The following is a 14,813-nucleotide window of genomic DNA, read 5'->3' as shown; positions in this document are numbered from 1 at the left end:
CGGACGGCCGCGCGGGTCAGGGCTTGGTGTGCCGGACGGCCGCGCGGCCGTCAGGGCGGGGCGGGGGCGGCGGGTAGGCCGCCATGGCGAGTTCGGCGACCCCCACCAGGACGGCGTGGGAGGCGCCGTCGCGGGACTGCGTGGACATGCCCTGGATCACCGACGCGAAGAAGGTGGCCAGGGCTTCGGTGTCGGTGCCGGGGGCCAGCCGGCCGGCCGCCACGTCGTCGTCCACGCGCTTTCTGATCGCCGCCTTCGCCGCCTCCCTGAACCCGCGCAGCAACTCCTCCACGTCGGCGGACTCCGGCCCGCAGTTGACCGCGGCGGTGATGATCAGGCAGCCGGGCGGGTGGGCCGCGTTCGTGTACTCGGCGGCCGACTCGCGCAGCACGCGTTCGACGGCCTGGCGGCCGGTGGGCTCCTCGGCGAGCGCCCTGGTGGTGAACGCGCCGTGGGTGAGCTGGTAGCGGCGCACCGCCTCCTCGAACAGCCGCCGTTTGTCGCCGAAGGCCGCGTACAGGCTGGGGGGCCTGATGCCCATGGCGGCGGTCAGCGCCGCGATCGAGGTCGCCTCGTAGCCGTGCTCCCAGAACGCGCGCAGCGCGCTCTCCAGTGCCGCGTCCCTGTCGAATGCCCGCTGCCTCGCCATGCCCTCATTCTATAGCGATCGCTATGTTATGGTTTCTGTATCGATCGCTAAAGAAAGGATTCGAGCGATGAGGACTGCCCTGGTGACGGGCGCCGGCAGGGGCATCGGCCGGGCCATCGCGCTGCGCCTGGCCAAGGACGGGTTCCGCGTGATCGTGAACTACGCCAGGGACGCCGCCGCGGCCGAGGAGGTCGTCGGGCTGATCGGCGCGAACGCCGTGGCCGTGCGGGCCGACCTGGGCGTGCCCGAGGAGGCCGAGCGGCTCGCCCGCCGGGTGGCCGAGGAGACCGACGTGCTCGACGTGCTGGTCAACAACGCCGGCATCGGCCTGTCCAAGCCGCTCGCGCAGGAGACGGAGGAGGGCTACGACCGGCTGTTCGCGGTCAACGTCAAGGGCCTGTTCTTCCTCACCCGGCAGGTGCTGCCGCTGATCCCCGACGGCGGCCGCATCGTGAACATCACCTCCGGCGCGGCCCGCATCGCCTACCCCGAGGGCATCGCGTACGCGATGACCAAGGGCGCGGTGCAGGTGTTCACGCTGGCCCTGGCCAAGGAACTGGGGCCGCGCGGCATCACGGTCAACAACGTCGCGCCCGGCATCATCGACACCGACGTCAACGCGGGCTGGCTGAGCGACCCCGGGGCCCGCGCGTACGCGGCGAGCAGGCACGCGCTCAACCGCATCGGCGAGCCCGGCGAGATCGCGGACGTGGTCGCGTTCGCCGCCTCGCCCGCGTCGAGCTTCATCACCGGCACCACCCTCGACGCCACCGGCGGCGGAAACCTCTAGGAGCCCCCATGCCCACAGTCATGCACGACGGCGGACACGTGCACTTCAACCGGGCGGGCAGCGGCCCCGGCCTGGTCATGGTGCACGGCACCGGCGGCGACGCCGCCAGCAACTACGGCCACCTCGTCCAGAACTTCACCGACATCCGCACGGTGATCACCCCCGACTACGCGGGCAGCGGCGAGACCACCGACCCCGGCGGCGACCTCACCCTCGACCTGCTGATCGAGCAGGTCGCGGCGGCCTTCCCCGAGGGCGGCCCGGCCGACCTGGTCGGCTTCTCGCTGGGCGCGATGGTGGCGGCGGGGGTCGCCGCCCGGCATCCCGAGCTGGTCAGGCGGCTGGTGCTCATCGCGGGCTGGACGCACGCCGGCGACCCCCGGCTCCGGCTCGGCCTGCGCACCTGGGCCCGGCTGGCGGACACCGACCCCGAGAGCTTCGCGGCGTACGCCCCGCTGGTCGGCTACAGCCCGGCCTTCGTGAGCGGCCTGGGCGAGGACGGCCTGAAGGCGGCGATGGCCGGCGACCCGCCCCCCGGCACGGTACGCCAGATCGAGCTGGACCTCAGGACCGACATCAGGGACCTGCTCCCGAGCATCACCGCGCCCACGCTGGTGATCGGCTGCACGCAGGACCACCTTGTGCCGGTCGGGCACGCCCGCGCGCTGCACGCCGCGCTGCCCGGCAGCCGTTACGCCGAGCTGGACAGCGGGCATGTGGTGCTACACGAACGTCCCGAAGAGGTGACAGCCTTGATCCGCGATTTCGTAACCAACGAGTAATTTGTCCTGGTTACCCTCCAGGCACATGCAGACCAAGAAGCTCGCCGCCACAGGGGCCGCCGCGCTGACCGCGCTGGCCCTGGTGGCGCTCCCCGCCCACGCGAGCGGGGACAAGAGCGTCACCGTCACCGTGATGGGGACGTCGGACATCCACAGCAACGCCCTCAACTGGGACTACTTCAAGGACGCCGCCTACGCCGACAAGCAGGGCAACACCATCGGCCTGGCCCAGGTGTCGTCGCTGGTCAACAAGGTCAGGGCCGAGCGCGGGGCGGACCACACGCTGCTGTTCGACTCGGGTGACACGATCCAGGGCACGCCCCTGGCCTACTACTACGCCAAGGTCGAGCCGATCACCGAGACCGGGCAGACCCACCCGATGGCCAAGGCCATGAACGCCATCGGCTACGACGCCGTCACCCTCGGGAACCACGAGTTCAACTACGGTCTGCCGCTGCTGGCCACCTGGATCAGGCAGATGCGGGCGCCGGTGCTGGGCGCCAACGCCGTGCACGCCGGGAGCGGGCTGCCGGCGTACCGGCCGTTCGTGATCAAGACCATGAAGGTCAAGGGCGACAAGCCGATCAAGGTCGGCGTGCTCGGCCTGACCAACCCCGGCGTGGCCATCTGGGACAAGGCGAACGTCGAGGGCAAGCTGCGCTTCACCGACCTGGTCGAGTCGGCCAGGAAGTGGGTGCCGGTCATCCGCGGCCTCGGCGCGGACGTGGTCGTGGTGACCGCGCACGCCGGCGACAGCGGCATGTCCTCCTACGGCACCGACCTGCCCGTGGAGAACGCCTCGGCGATGGTCGCCGAGCAGGTGCCGGGGATCGACGCGGTGCTGTTCGGGCACGCGCACAACGAGGTCGCCCAGCGCTTCGTGACCAACAAGGCCACCGGGCAGCAGGTGCTGCTCACCGAGCCGGGCAAGTGGGGCCAGCGCCTGTCGCGGCTCGACTTCACCCTCACCAAGCAGCGCGGGAAGTGGGTCGTCACCGGCAAGAGCTCGGCGACGCTCAACACCAACACGGTGACGGAGGACCCGAAGATCGTCTCGCTGCTCAAGCCGCAGCACGACACCACGGTCGGCTACGTCAACAAGGTCGTCGCCAAGTCGGCCGAGGAGCTGTCGGCGGCCGAGTCGCCGTACAAGGACACGCCGATCCTCGACTACATCCAGCAGGTGCAGACCGAGACGGTGAAGGCCGCCCTGCCGGGCAACACGCTGCCGGTGTTGTCGATCGCCGCGCCGTTCAGCCGCACCGCCGTCTTCCCCGCCGGTGACGTGCGGGTCAGGGACGTGGCCGGGCTCTACGTCTACGACAACACGCTGCTGGCGATCAAGCTGACCGGCGCCCAGATCAAGGACTACCTGGAGTACTCGGCCCGGTACTTCAACCAGCTCAACCCGGGCGACCCGGTGGACGTCACCAAGCTGACCAACGCCGGCAACACCCCGGACTACAACTACGACCAGCTCTCGGGCGTCTCCTACGACATCGACGTGGCCAAGCCCGCCGGGCAGCGCATCGCCAACCTCACCTTCGAGGGCGCGCCGATCCCGGCCGGCAAGGAGTTCGTGGTCGCGATCAACAACTACCGCCAGTCGGGCGGCGGCGGCTTCCCGCACGTCACCACCGCTCCCGTGCTGTACAACGCGCAGGTGGAGATCCGCCAGGCGCTGATCGAGTACGCCACCGCCAAGGGCACGATCAACCCCGCCGACTTCGCCTCCGCCAACTGGCGGCTGACCCGCGACGGCGCTCCGCTGTTCTGACCCGACGCCAGGCGGGTGCTCCACCAGGGTCACCCGCCTGGTCACAGGTACGACGGGCCGCTCACCCGGTGCCGGAACGTCCACCACACCCACCCCTGCGAGGCCACCAGCAGCGGGATCAGGACGAGGATCACCGGCGCCAGCAGCGCCCCCGACGACCCCGCCACCAGCGGCAGCCGCAGCCCGGCCAGCACCCCGACCACCAGCAGCGCACCGGCCGTCAGCGCGTAGGTGCGGCCCTCGCCCGCCTCGCCGGACAACACCCCGGCCCGCTCCCGCAACGACCCGCGCAGCCGCAGCGCCGCGAACGCCAGCCCGTGCACCGCGAACAGCGCCGCCACCACCAGCGCGGCCAGCAGCACGAGCGGCCCCTGGATGCCGAGCAGCACCTCGGCCAGCAGCAGCCCCCAGCTCAGCGCGAGCCCCCAGCTCCCGGCCACGATCGCGCCGTCCCAGAACGCCTGCCAGCGCGCCCCGGGCACCCGCCCGCGCAGCCACAGGCCCATGTCCCTGACCACCCAGGAGACGAGCAGCGCGACGACCACCGCGTAGTTGCCGCTCAGGAGGTGGCCCTCCAGGTCGGGGAAGAGCCCCGCGAGCACGCCGGCCGCGGCCACCAGCCACACCTCGTTGCCGAGGAAGAACGGCGCGATCGCGGCGATCACCTCGCGCCGCTCGCCCGCCGACCGCCCGAGGTACGGCAGCGCCATGCCGACCCCGATGTCGGCCCCGCCGAGCACGAGGTAGCCGAGGGCGAAGAAGGCCAGGACGAAGATCTCCATGATCGGCTCCTTCAGAACGCGGGGACGGGGACGGGCGTCTCGGCCGGAAGGGCGCCGAGCGCGACCGCGCCGGGCCCGCGTCTGGCCGCCCTGGCCAGCAGCCAGTAGTTGACCGCGATCAGCACCGCGAACACCGACACGAACGCCGTCAGCGACAGCCGCATCTCGCCCGCCGTCACCGGCGACATGGCCTCGGACGTGCGCAGCAGCCCGTAGACCACCCACGGCTGGCGCCCCACCTCGCGGAAGATCCACCCGGCGAGCATGGTGACGAACGGCACGGGGATCATCAGCGTCAGCAGCCAGTGCCAGGCCCGGAAGCCGCGCACGACCGGCCGGAAGAACATCAGCAGCAGGCTCAGCCCCGCCACGACGGTCATCACCAGCCAGAGGATCATCATCGTGATGCCGGCCCCCTGCACCCAGCCGGTCGGCGGCAGGTAGTCGCCCGGCCCGAACCTGGCCGTCATGTCCGCCTGCACGGCGGCCAGCCGCTCGGCCTGGCCCGTCCAGGCCGCCAGCTTGGACGGCTGGAGGGTCTGGAACCCGAGCCCGCCGAACGTCACCGTGACGAACGAGGCCGGCAGCGCGACGCCGACGCCGATCCGGAGCGACTTCCTGAACAGGTCGTGCTCGGCCGTGCGTCTACGCAGGTGGTAGGCGCTCACCCCGGCCATGAAGAACCCGCCGACGATCAACGCGCCGCCCATGACGTGCCCGAACGCGATCTGCGCGGCCGGGTTGGCGATCAGCGCCCCGAAGTCGGTGAGCCGGAGTTTGCCGCCCTCGACGGCGTGGCCGACCGGGTTCTGCAGGAAGCCGTTGGAGATCATGATCCAGAACGCCGACGCGTACGCGGTGAGCGTGACGACCCAGATCAGCGCCAGGTGCGCCCAGCGGTTCAGCCGGTTCCAGCCGAAGATCCACAGGCCCAGGAACGTCGCCTCGACGAAGAAGGCCACCAGCGTCTCGATCGCCAGCGAGGCGCCGAAGACGTTGCCCGCGTAGTCGGTCAGCCCGCTCCACGACAGGCCGAGCTGGAACTCCATGACCAGCCCGGTGACGATGCCCATGGCGTAGTTGATGAGGTAGAGCTGCCCCCAGAACCTCGTCATCCGCAGGTGGACGGGGTGGCCGCTGAACGTGGCCCGGGTCTGGACGACGGCCACCAGCGTCGCCAGGCCGAGCGTCAGCGCGACGAAGAGGAAGTGCGCGCCCGCGGTGAACGCGAACTGCAGCCGGGCGAGGTCGACGGTGTCCATGCCGAGAGCTTGGCGTCACGGCCTGCTCCGGCGCGTCAGCCTCCGGTCTGCAATCCGGCGTACAACCCCGGGCCGAAGATCACTGAAGTCGTACGACTCAGGTTGTAAGCCAGCCCGGCGTGATCATCCCGGCCTCGTACGCGACCACCACGAGCTGGGCCCTGTCGCGCACGCCGAGCTTGGTCATGATGCGGCTGACGTGCGTCTTCGCCGTGGCGGGGCTGAGCACGAGCCGGGCGGCGATCTCGTCGTTGGACAGCCCGGCCGCCACCAGGCCCATGACCTCCCGCTCGCGCTCGGTGAGCGCGTTGAGCTCGGGTCCCGGCTCCGGCCGCTTGACCCGGCCGGCGAACTCCGCGATCAGCCGCCGCGTCACCGACGGCGAGATCAGCGCGTCGCCCCTGGCCACGACCCGGACCGCGTGGATCAGCTCGGCCGGCTCGGTGTCCTTGACCAGGAACCCGCCCGCGCCCGCGCGCAGCGCGCCGTAGACGTAGTCGTCCAGGTCGAAGGTGGTCAGGATGATGACCTTGACGCCGTCGAGCCGCGGGTCGCCGGCGATGCGCCGGGTGGCCTCCAGGCCGTCGAGCTCGGGCATGCGGATGTCCATGAGCACCACGTCGGGCCGGTGCTCGTGGGCGCCCGCCACGGCCGCCGCGCCGGTGCCGGCCTCGCCGACGACCTCGATGTCGTCCTCGTCGGAGAGTATCGACCGGAAGCCGGCGCGGACCAGGGTCTGGTCGTCGGCGAGCAGTACGCGGATCATCGGACTCCGTTCAGTGGCAGGCGGGCGACGACGCGGAAGCCGCCCTCGGGGCGCGGACCGGCCTCCAGGTCACCGCCGAGCGCGGCGGCGCGCTCGCGCATGCCCTGCAGGCCGAAGCCGCTGCCTTCGGTGTACGTGGCGCCCGGGCCGTCGTCCTCGACCCGGATCAGGATGTTGCCTGAGGAGTTGCTGACCGAGAGGGTGGCCTTCGTCGTGCCGGAATGGCGGGCGACGTTGGTCAGCGACTCCCTGATGATGCGGGCGGCGGCCAGGTCGACCTCGGTCGGCACGGCGTCCAGGGGCCCGGACGGCTCGACGGCCACCTCCAGCCCCGACGCCGCGACCAGGTCCGGCAGCCGCGCCAGGCTGTCCGCGGGCCTGGTCGGGACGTCCTCGTCCACCTGGCGCAGCACTCCCAGCGTGGTGCGCAGCTCGCGCAGCGTCTCCTTGCTGGTCTCCTTGATGGTCCGCAGCGCGGCCTCGGCCTTCTCGGGACGCCTGGCCAGCCCGTGCAGCGCGGCCGAAGCCTGCACGTTGATCATGGAGATGTTGTGCCCGAGCACGTCGTGCAGCTCCCTGGCGATGCGCAGCCGTTCCTCGCTCTCGCGCCGCCTGGCCTCCTCCTCCTTGGAGTGCTCGGCGTCCAGCGCGCGCTGCTGCGCCTCCAGCAGGTACGCCCGGCGGTTCCTGGTGACCCCGCCGAACGCGATGGCGGCCACCACCCAGCCGGTGATCGCGCCGAACATGCCGTCGTCCACGTGCCTGGACCCGTGGGCCTCGCCGAACCCCATCGCCAGCAGCACGGCGGCCCCGGTGGCGATCGCGGCGGCCAGCCGTCCCTGGTCGGCGGCGGTGTAGAGGGCCACGAACACCAGCACGACCAGCGGCCCGTCGAACCGGGCGAGCGGATAGTAGGCGGACACCGACACGACGACCACGATCAGCGACGTGACGGGAAGGCGCCGCCGCAACATCAGCGCGCCGCACGACACGATCGGCAGCACCACGTCGAGCACGCTGGGAGCCTGGTCGCTCCTGAGCCCGGCGACCAGGGTGCCGGCGAGCGCGACGGCGACCACCGCGAGGGACACCGCGGTGCTCGCCGACAATCTACGCATGTGCTCCATTTTGTATGGTCGTGCGAGTCATGGGGTAGTTGACCGAGATGAGTACCAAGGATGAGCTCCGGCAGGTCGAAGAGGACCTGGCCCGGCTGAAGGCGGAGAACCAGGACGTGCGCGACCAGGTGGGCACCATGGGCGCGACCGACCAGATCGAGACCGCGGCCATGATCGCCCAGGCCGACGAGCAGTCCGAGCTGATCGCCGACCTCGAACGGCGCCGTGCCGATCTGGAGAGGCGGGTCGAGGCGGAGGGCTGAGGCTCAGCGGCGCAGCGGAGCGCCCACCTCGTGCAGATGGCGCAGGGCCTGGCCGTAGGAGGCGACGAGCCCGGTCTGCAGGTAGCTGACGCCGACCTCGGCGCAGTAGCTCTCGACGATGGGCTGCGCCTTGCGCAGGTTGGGCGCGGGCATGTTCGGGAACAGGTGGTGCTCGATCTGGTAGTTGAGCTGGCCGAGCGCCACGTCGGTGAACAGGCCGCCCCTGACGTTGCGGGAGGTCAGCACCTGCTTGCGGAGGAAGTCCAGCTTGTCGTCCTTGGTCAGGACGGGCATGCCCTTGTGGTTGGGCGCGAACGTGGAGCCCAGGTAGAGGCCGAACAGCCCCTGATGCACGGCCAGGAACACCAGCGCCTTGCCGAACGGCAGCACGGCGAAGACCGCGCCGAAGTAGAGCACGAAGTGGGCGGTCAGCAGCGCCAGCTCCGCCCACGGCCGCTTGGCCGCCGGCGCGAGCAGCGCCTTGAAGCTGGCGATGTGCAGGTGCCAGGCCTCAAGGGTGAGCAGCGGGAAGAACAGGAACGCCTGGTACCTCGCGAGGGCCCGCGGCAGGCCCGTGCTCCGCGCCACCTGATCGTCCGACCAGACGATCACCGCGGGTGAGACGTCCGGGTCGTGGTCCTCGTGGTTGGGGTTGGCGTGGTGGCGGTTGTGCTTGCTGGTCCACCATCCCCAGCCCAGGCCGATGCCGAGGTTCCCCAGCAGGAGACCCGTCACGTCGCTCGGCCGCCGCTTCCTGAACACCTGGCGGTGGCCGAGGTCGTGGGAGACGAAGCCGATCTGCGCGAAGACCACGGCCAGCGCGACCGCGACGAGCAGTTGCCACCACGAGTCGCCCACCCAGGCGAACAACGCCCAGCAGCCGAGGTACGCGGCGACCACGATGGCCAGCCGCACGGCGTAATAGACCGGACGCCGGTCGAGGAGACCGGCGTCAGAGATTCGGCGGGCTAGTCGGGCGAAGTCACTGCCCCGGGTGTCGACCACACTTGGACTGGCCACAGATCTCCTCACATTGCGGTGGAAAGTTGCCACAACCCTGGCGTATCCGCCGCGAAACCGGAAGGTGTTCCATGCTCGTCCGGGAGCGGCGGAGAAGGGGTTCGTCGTCGGTTTCCGTGGCCTCTTCCCCGACCATATGGTGCGGCGGCGCATGCCGCGTACGCGACGGGCTCAGCCGAGCAGGGACAATGCGTGCCGCTCCGGGTCCGGCAGCGCCGATCCGCTGGTCAGAGCCTCGTGGAAGGCGTCGGGGCCGAGGGCGGAGCGGCACCGTCCGTCCAGGGCCACCACGGCGGGGTCGGCGGAGTCGGCGACGCCGCGCAGCGCGCGGGCCGCGCCCAGCAATTCGGCCGCCGGCCGGGGCGGCAGGTGCTCGGCCACGCCTTCCAGCACGGTCGCGCGGGCCGTCCGGTCGCCGCAGGTCTCCATCAGCTCCAGCGCCGTGCGCAGCGGCGGCCCAGGCTCCGCCACGCGGGCCAGCTCGACCTGCATGAACGCCCTGAACTGCGCGGGCCCGTCGCCGTCGTCCAGGGTCAGCGCGCGGTCGAGCAGCCGGGCCGCCGCCGACCGGTCACCGGTGCGCCGGGCCAGCTCGGCGCGGGCGTGCAGGACCCTGGCCTGGGTCGCCGCGTCCTCGGCCCGCAGCGCCGACCGCCACGCCTCCGCCAGCGTGGCGGCGGCCCCCTCGTGGTCGCCCGCCCGCGCCTTGAGCTGCCCGAGCCGGAGCAGGAACGTCATCGGGCCGAACGGCGCGTCCAGCCACGGCGGCTCCGCGGCCAGGCGTCCCGGCTCCTCGGCGAGGGCGAGCGCGGCGGCGAAGTCGCCCCGGTTCTCGGCGACCAGCGACAACCAGTAGAGGCAGGCCCACTGGCCCCAGCGGTCGCCGGTGCGGCGGAAGCCGTCGAGCGCCGGGCCGAGCAGGTCCCGCGCGCCGGCGACCGTGCCGTACTCGAACCGGACGATGCCGCCGACCAGCAGCGCGGCCGAGCGCGTCCACAGGTCGGGGGAGTCGCGCAGGCGCTCGACGACGTCCTCGGCGAGCTCGACGACGTCGGCGGGCGGGCGCTGCGCGCCGCTCATGGCCCAGAAGTTCAGCGCGGCGGGATGGTCGGAGTCGAGCACCGCCGGGGTCGGCTCGCCGCCCGTGAGCACCCGGCACAGCCCGTGCGCCAGCTCGCGTCCCGGCGGCGGCACGTCCCCGACCCGGCGCAGCACGGCCGCCGCCCGCTCGCTCATCTCGCGCCGCCGTCCGCGCATGATCCAGGGCCAGAACCGGGGCAGGATCAGCCTGAGCGGGTCGTCGGAGTGGCGCAGCGCGGCGTCGAGGTTGTCCTGCTCGGCGTCCAGCGCCTCCAGCCAGGCGAGCTGCTCGCCGGTACGCAGGAGGGGGTCGGCGGTCTCGGCCAGCCGGGTGTAGTAGCGGGCGTGGGCCTGCCGGAGGGCGGGCAGGTCGGCGGCGGCGTACTGCCTGATGGTGGCCAGCATCGAGTAACGCTCGCCGGAGACCGAGACGAGCGACTTGTCCACGAGCGAGGCGAGATCGTCCGGGTCGCCGCCGCACACCTCCGCGACGGCCTCGTACGTCGCGCCGCCGGAGAAGACCGTCAGCCCGCGCAGCAGCTCGCGCTCGGGCGCCGACAGCAGGTTCCAGCTCCAGTCGATCACGTCGCGCAACGTACGATGGCGCGGCTCGGACGTACCCCCCCCGCGGAAGGCCAGCCGGTCGCCGAGCTGCCGGACCAGCACGGACACCGGCATCGTGCGCAGCCGGGCGGCGGCCAGCTCGATCGCCAGCGGGATGCCGTCGAGCTCCCGGCAGACGCGCTCGGCGTCGGCCGCGCTCACCTCCAGGCCGGGCCTGGCCGCCGCGGCCCGCGCCAGGAACAGCTCCGCGGCCTCGGGCAGCGGCGGGACGGGATGCAGCACCTCGCCGGGGATGTCGAGCGGCTCCCTGCTGGTGGCCAGGACGCGCAGCCCGGCGACCTCCGACAGCAGCCACCGCGCGACCGTGGCGGCCTCCTCCACGACGTGCTCGCAGTTGTCCAGCACGATGAGCGGCGACGTGCCGCGCAGCGCCCGGACCACGTCGGTCGTCCGCAGCACGCTCTCGACCGCGGCCCGCACCCCCGTGGCGGAGGCCAGCTCGACCAGCCACACGCCGTCGGGCACGTCGAGGCCGCGGGCCGCCTCCAGCGCCAGGCGGGTCTTGCCCACGCCGCCGGGGCCGACCAGCGTGACCAGCCGCTCGTCCCGGCCGCCCAGCAGGGCGTGCAGCCGGGCGACGTCGCCGGCCCGGCCGACGAAACCGGTCAGCCGGGCGGGCAGGTTGCCCCTCGGCGCGGGAGCCGGGTCGCGCAACGCCGCCATGTGGGCCGCACGCAGCTCGGGGCCGGGATCGACGCCCAGCTCGTCGGCCAGGTCGGCCCTGATCCGCGCGAAGACCTCCAGCGCCTCGCCGCGCCGCCCGCGCGCCACCAGCGCCCGCATGAGCAGGGCGTGGAACGGCTCCCGCAGCGGGTGCGCCGCGACCAGCTCCTCCAGCTCGGCCACGACCCCCGGCCCGCCGTCCCGTCCACCTCGCGACCCCTCGGACGCGGATTCGGTGGTCAGGTCGGCGGTGATCGCGGCGGCCAGGGCCGTGAGGCGCAGTTCCTCCAGCCGGGCCGCGGGCGCGGCGGCGAACGCCAGCCCGGCCGCGTCCGCCAGCGCGGGCCCGCGCCACAACGCCAGCGCGCCACGCGGGTCGCCGGCCCGCACCAGGTGCTCGAACGCCGACGCGTCCACCTCGCCGGGCGGCACGTCCAGCAGGTAGCCGGCCGGGTGCGAGGAGATCAGCCCGGGCGCCTGCCTGCGGGCCCGCGACACCAGCGACTGGAGCGCCGCGGCCGGATGGGCGGGCGGCTCGCCGGGCCACAGGTCGTCGATCAGCCGGTCGGCGGTTACGACCCGGCCCGGGTCGAGCGCCAGCCGGACGAACAGGGCCCGCACCCGGGCGCCGCCGATCTCGGCCCCAGCCACCTGGAGCGGCCCCAGGACCCCGATCCGCATGCCTCCACCGTACGGGCATGCGGCCATGCCGGATTCCCGGCGGGCCGTCCGCCTTCACCCGGTCAGAGCAGCCCGGAGCAGTGAGCTCAGCTCTCCGAGAGCTGGTCGAAGAGGGTGAGCGCCGCCTGGCGCACCTCCTCCGGGGTCAACCCGTCGAGGGCCTGCCGCGCGTCGGCGATGTCACGCGTCGTGGCCAAGGTGATGGCCACGGACGAGGCCGCGGCACGGTCGATCGATCCCGTCGGGGCGGCGTCGGCCAGCTGCTGGGCGCTCGCGGCGAGGTCGAGGTTGTCTCTCAACGGATCTCCTCGGACGAAGTCGGCTTCGCACATTTCATCACTTTGCGTCGCCCCACATCCACCATTTGTTGAATTCGAGGCGTTATGCCCTGAGCGGGTCGTGCCCGACGGACATGAGCTCGCGCCGCGAGTCGTCGTCCGTCCGGTCGCCCATGGTCTCGACCAGCTCGACGACCTGGCGCATCACGTCCAGGTCGGCCTTTGTCAGGTCGCCCTTCCGCTTGCTCAGGACGTGCAGCACGCCCCTGCCCAGCTTGTCGATGCCCATGTCGGGGTCGGGAGGGAAGCCCTCCTCGTCCGAGGCGTCGGCGAGCAGGTAGCCGCGCAGCTCCTCTGAGTTCATGTTGACCGCCCGGTGGAACTCGTCCCAGAGCGTGTCCGTGTCGAAACCCTCAGTCATATGGGCCGCCTACCCGCCCGACCCTCGCGTTACGCCCCGGGAACGGTCAGCCCCGACTCGTAGGCCGCGATCACCGCCTGCACGCGGTCGCGCAGCCCCAGTTTGCTCAGCACGTTGCTGACGTGCGTCTTCACCGTGTGCTCGCTGACCACCATGGCCTCGGCGATCTCCGCGTTGGACAGGCCGCGGGCGATCAGCTGCAACGTCTCGCGCTCCCTGGCGGTCAGCGACTCCAGCGTGTGCGCGGGGGCGGCGGTCGTCGCGGGGCGGGAGGTGAACTCGGCGATCAGCCTCCTGGTCACCGTGGGCGCGAGCAGCGACTCGCCCGCGGCCACCACGCGCACCGCGGTCACCAGGTCGTCCCGCCGCACGTCCTTCAGCAGGAACCCGCTCGCGCCCGCGCGCAGCGCGTCGAACACGTAGTCGTCCAGGTCGAACGTGGTCAGCATCAGCACCCGGCAGGCGGTCTCGGCGCACACGATCCTGGCCGCCTCGATACCGTCCATCCTCGGCATGCGGATGTCGAGCAGCAGCACGTCCGGCTCGTGGGCCCGTACGGCGGCCACGGCCTCGACCCCGTCGGCCGCCTCGGCCACCACCGAGATGTCGGGCTGGGCGTCGAGGATCATCGCGAACCCGCCCCTGACCAGCTCCTGGTCGTCGGCCACCACGACGCGCACGCTCATCGGCCGGCTCCCAGCGGCAGCCGCGCCGACACGGCGAAGCCCGGCCCGTCCGCGCGCGGGCCGGCGGTCGCGCTGCCGCCGCAGGCCGCGGCCCGTTCGCGCATGCCGATCAGGCCGTTGCCGCCCGAGGGCAGCGCGGGGCCGCCGCCGCGCCCGTTGTCCGTGACGTCGATCATCAGGTGGTCGTCCTCCCAGGTGAGCCGGATCTCGGCGCGGTCGGCGCCGGAGTGCTTGACGATGTTGGTGAGCGCTTCCTGCGTGATCCGGTAGGCGGCCAGCGCGCTGTCGGGGCCGATCGGGCGGGGCTCGCCGGACTCGGCGAAGCGCACGTCCAGGCCGGTGTCCGCCACCTGGCGGGCCAGCGCGGGCAGCTCCGCGAGGGTCGGCTGCGGCGCCCGCGGCGCCTGCGGCTCGTCCTCCTTCAGTACGCCGAGCATGCGGCGCAGCTGCACCATCGCGTCCCGGCCCGCGGCGGCGATGGCGTCGAAGGCGGCCTCGGCCCTGGCCGGGTTGCTGCGCACCACGACGGGCCCCGCCTCGGCCTGGACCACCATGAGGCTGACCGCGTGGGCCAGGATGTCGTGCATGTCGCGGGCGATCCTGGCCCGCTCGCGTTCGGCCGCGCGCTCGGCTTCCAACTGACGCTCCCTTTCGAGCCGGGCCGCGCGCTCGGCCAGCTCGGCGGCGTGGGCGCGGGAGGTGGCCGCCGCGCGGCCGATGGCGTAGGCGGCGGTGAACAGGGCGACCCCGCGCATCGCGGTCTCCCACGAGCCGACGGAGGCCAGGCCGCCGACGAGGGTCGTGACGAGCATGACGACCCTGGGCAGGCGGGGCGAGTAGGCGGCGACCGTGTAGAAGGCGACCAGGGCGCCGTACCAGATGGGCTGGCTGGCGAGGTTGTCGGCGAGGTCGTAGAGCGCGCCCACGACCAGGCTGACGATCAGCATGGTCACCGGCCACCGGCGCCGCCAGATGACGGGGAGCGAGGCGCCGATCGCGATCACGTACCCCCACCAGTCCCATCTGCCGCCGTACGGGTCATGGCGGGAGATCAGCGGCCAGACCTGGACGAGGGCGATCAACAGGGCGAGCGCCCCGTCCACCCAGAGGTGGGGGAGCGCTCGAAGCCGGCGACGAAAGACGTCGACAAGCGTCAGATCGGACACGGGGT

The 14,813-nt window shown here is 72.4% G+C and carries 15 protein-coding genes; 4 read left to right on the top strand and 11 right to left on the bottom strand.

Annotation, left to right across the window (positions count from 1 at the left end; all coding sequences use genetic code 11):
• Positions 1-16 precede the first annotated feature (16 nt).
• Positions 17-649 carry a TetR/AcrR family transcriptional regulator gene (locus ABT158_RS36825; protein ID WP_352361598.1) on the bottom strand — a complete coding sequence of 211 codons (633 nt, stop codon included), beginning with the start codon at positions 647-649 and terminating at the stop codon, positions 17-19.
• Between the two features lie 67 nt (positions 650-716).
• Here ABT158_RS36825 and ABT158_RS36820 point away from each other — a divergent pair, with 67 nt between their 5' ends.
• From ABT158_RS36820 to ABT158_RS36810, 3 genes are read left to right on the top strand one after another with little or no spacing between them, the layout of a single operon-like run.
• Entirely contained in the window at positions 717-1,439 is a 723-nt protein-coding gene (locus ABT158_RS36820) for an SDR family NAD(P)-dependent oxidoreductase (RefSeq protein WP_352361596.1), read from the top strand.
• 8 nt (positions 1,440-1,447) lie between these two features.
• Complete coding sequence (locus ABT158_RS36815; RefSeq protein ID WP_352361594.1) at positions 1,448-2,221, top strand: alpha/beta fold hydrolase; 774 nt, start codon at positions 1,448-1,450, stop codon at positions 2,219-2,221.
• Positions 2,222-2,246: 25 nt separating this feature from the next.
• On the top strand, positions 2,247-3,998 hold the full coding sequence (locus ABT158_RS36810; RefSeq protein ID WP_352361592.1) for a bifunctional metallophosphatase/5'-nucleotidase: 1,752 nt from the start codon (positions 2,247-2,249) through the stop codon (positions 3,996-3,998).
• Between the two features lie 41 nt (positions 3,999-4,039).
• On the opposite strand, the gene ABT158_RS36805 is transcribed toward ABT158_RS36810, so the two are convergent.
• From ABT158_RS36805 to ABT158_RS36790, 4 genes are all read right to left on the bottom strand, one after another.
• Positions 4,040-4,780: a cytochrome d ubiquinol oxidase subunit II gene (locus tag ABT158_RS36805; protein ID WP_352361590.1), complete on the bottom strand. Its 741-nt coding sequence runs from the start codon at positions 4,778-4,780 to the stop codon at positions 4,040-4,042.
• Positions 4,781-4,791: 11 nt separating this feature from the next.
• Complete coding sequence (locus ABT158_RS36800; RefSeq protein ID WP_352361588.1) at positions 4,792-6,042, bottom strand: cytochrome ubiquinol oxidase subunit I; 1,251 nt, start codon at positions 6,040-6,042, stop codon at positions 4,792-4,794.
• Between the two features lie 97 nt (positions 6,043-6,139).
• Entirely contained in the window at positions 6,140-6,808 is a 669-nt protein-coding gene (locus ABT158_RS36795) for a response regulator (protein WP_352361586.1), read from the bottom strand.
• Positions 6,805-7,926: a sensor histidine kinase gene (locus tag ABT158_RS36790; protein ID WP_352361584.1), complete on the bottom strand. Its 1,122-nt coding sequence runs from the start codon at positions 7,924-7,926 to the stop codon at positions 6,805-6,807. The genes ABT158_RS36795 and ABT158_RS36790 overlap by 4 nt, the downstream gene beginning before the upstream one ends.
• Positions 7,927-7,973: 47 nt before the next feature.
• Here ABT158_RS36790 and ABT158_RS36785 point away from each other — a divergent pair, with 47 nt between their 5' ends.
• The gene (locus ABT158_RS36785) at positions 7,974-8,189 is read left to right on the top strand and encodes a hypothetical protein (RefSeq protein WP_352361582.1); all 216 of its coding nucleotides are present in this window, start codon (positions 7,974-7,976) and stop codon (positions 8,187-8,189) included.
• A 3-nt stretch (positions 8,190-8,192) separates the two neighbouring features.
• Here ABT158_RS36785 and ABT158_RS36780 read toward each other — a convergent pair whose 3' ends face one another.
• The 6 genes from ABT158_RS36780 to ABT158_RS36755 form a co-directional block, all read right to left on the bottom strand.
• Positions 8,193-9,209 (bottom strand): fatty acid desaturase family protein, encoded by a 1,017-nt coding sequence (locus ABT158_RS36780; RefSeq protein WP_352361580.1) that lies wholly within the window; start codon positions 9,207-9,209, stop codon positions 8,193-8,195.
• Positions 9,210-9,380: 171 nt separating this feature from the next.
• On the bottom strand, positions 9,381-12,257 hold the full coding sequence (locus ABT158_RS36775; protein ID WP_352361578.1) for an ATP-binding protein: 2,877 nt from the start codon (positions 12,255-12,257) through the stop codon (positions 9,381-9,383).
• 86 nt (positions 12,258-12,343) lie between these two features.
• Positions 12,344-12,556 carry a hypothetical protein gene (locus tag ABT158_RS36770; protein WP_352361576.1) on the bottom strand — a complete coding sequence of 71 codons (213 nt, stop codon included), beginning with the start codon at positions 12,554-12,556 and terminating at the stop codon, positions 12,344-12,346.
• Positions 12,557-12,638: 82 nt separating this feature from the next.
• Positions 12,639-12,956 carry a DUF3140 domain-containing protein gene (locus ABT158_RS36765; RefSeq protein ID WP_352361574.1) on the bottom strand — a complete coding sequence of 106 codons (318 nt, stop codon included), beginning with the start codon at positions 12,954-12,956 and terminating at the stop codon, positions 12,639-12,641.
• Positions 12,957-12,985: 29 nt separating this feature from the next.
• Positions 12,986-13,642 carry a response regulator gene (locus ABT158_RS36760; RefSeq protein ID WP_352361572.1) on the bottom strand — a complete coding sequence of 219 codons (657 nt, stop codon included), beginning with the start codon at positions 13,640-13,642 and terminating at the stop codon, positions 12,986-12,988.
• Entirely contained in the window at positions 13,639-14,808 is a 1,170-nt protein-coding gene (locus tag ABT158_RS36755; RefSeq protein ID WP_352361570.1) for a sensor histidine kinase, read from the bottom strand. The genes ABT158_RS36760 and ABT158_RS36755 overlap by 4 nt, the downstream gene beginning before the upstream one ends.
• Positions 14,809-14,813 lie beyond the last annotated feature (5 nt).

Origin of the sequence: Nonomuraea sp. NPDC001636 (assembly GCF_040298265.1) — a bacterium.
Lineage (GTDB): Bacteria > Actinomycetota > Actinomycetes > Streptosporangiales > Streptosporangiaceae > Nonomuraea.
The sequence above is the reverse complement of the archived record's forward strand: the minus strand, read 5'-3'. Positions and strand labels throughout refer to the sequence as shown.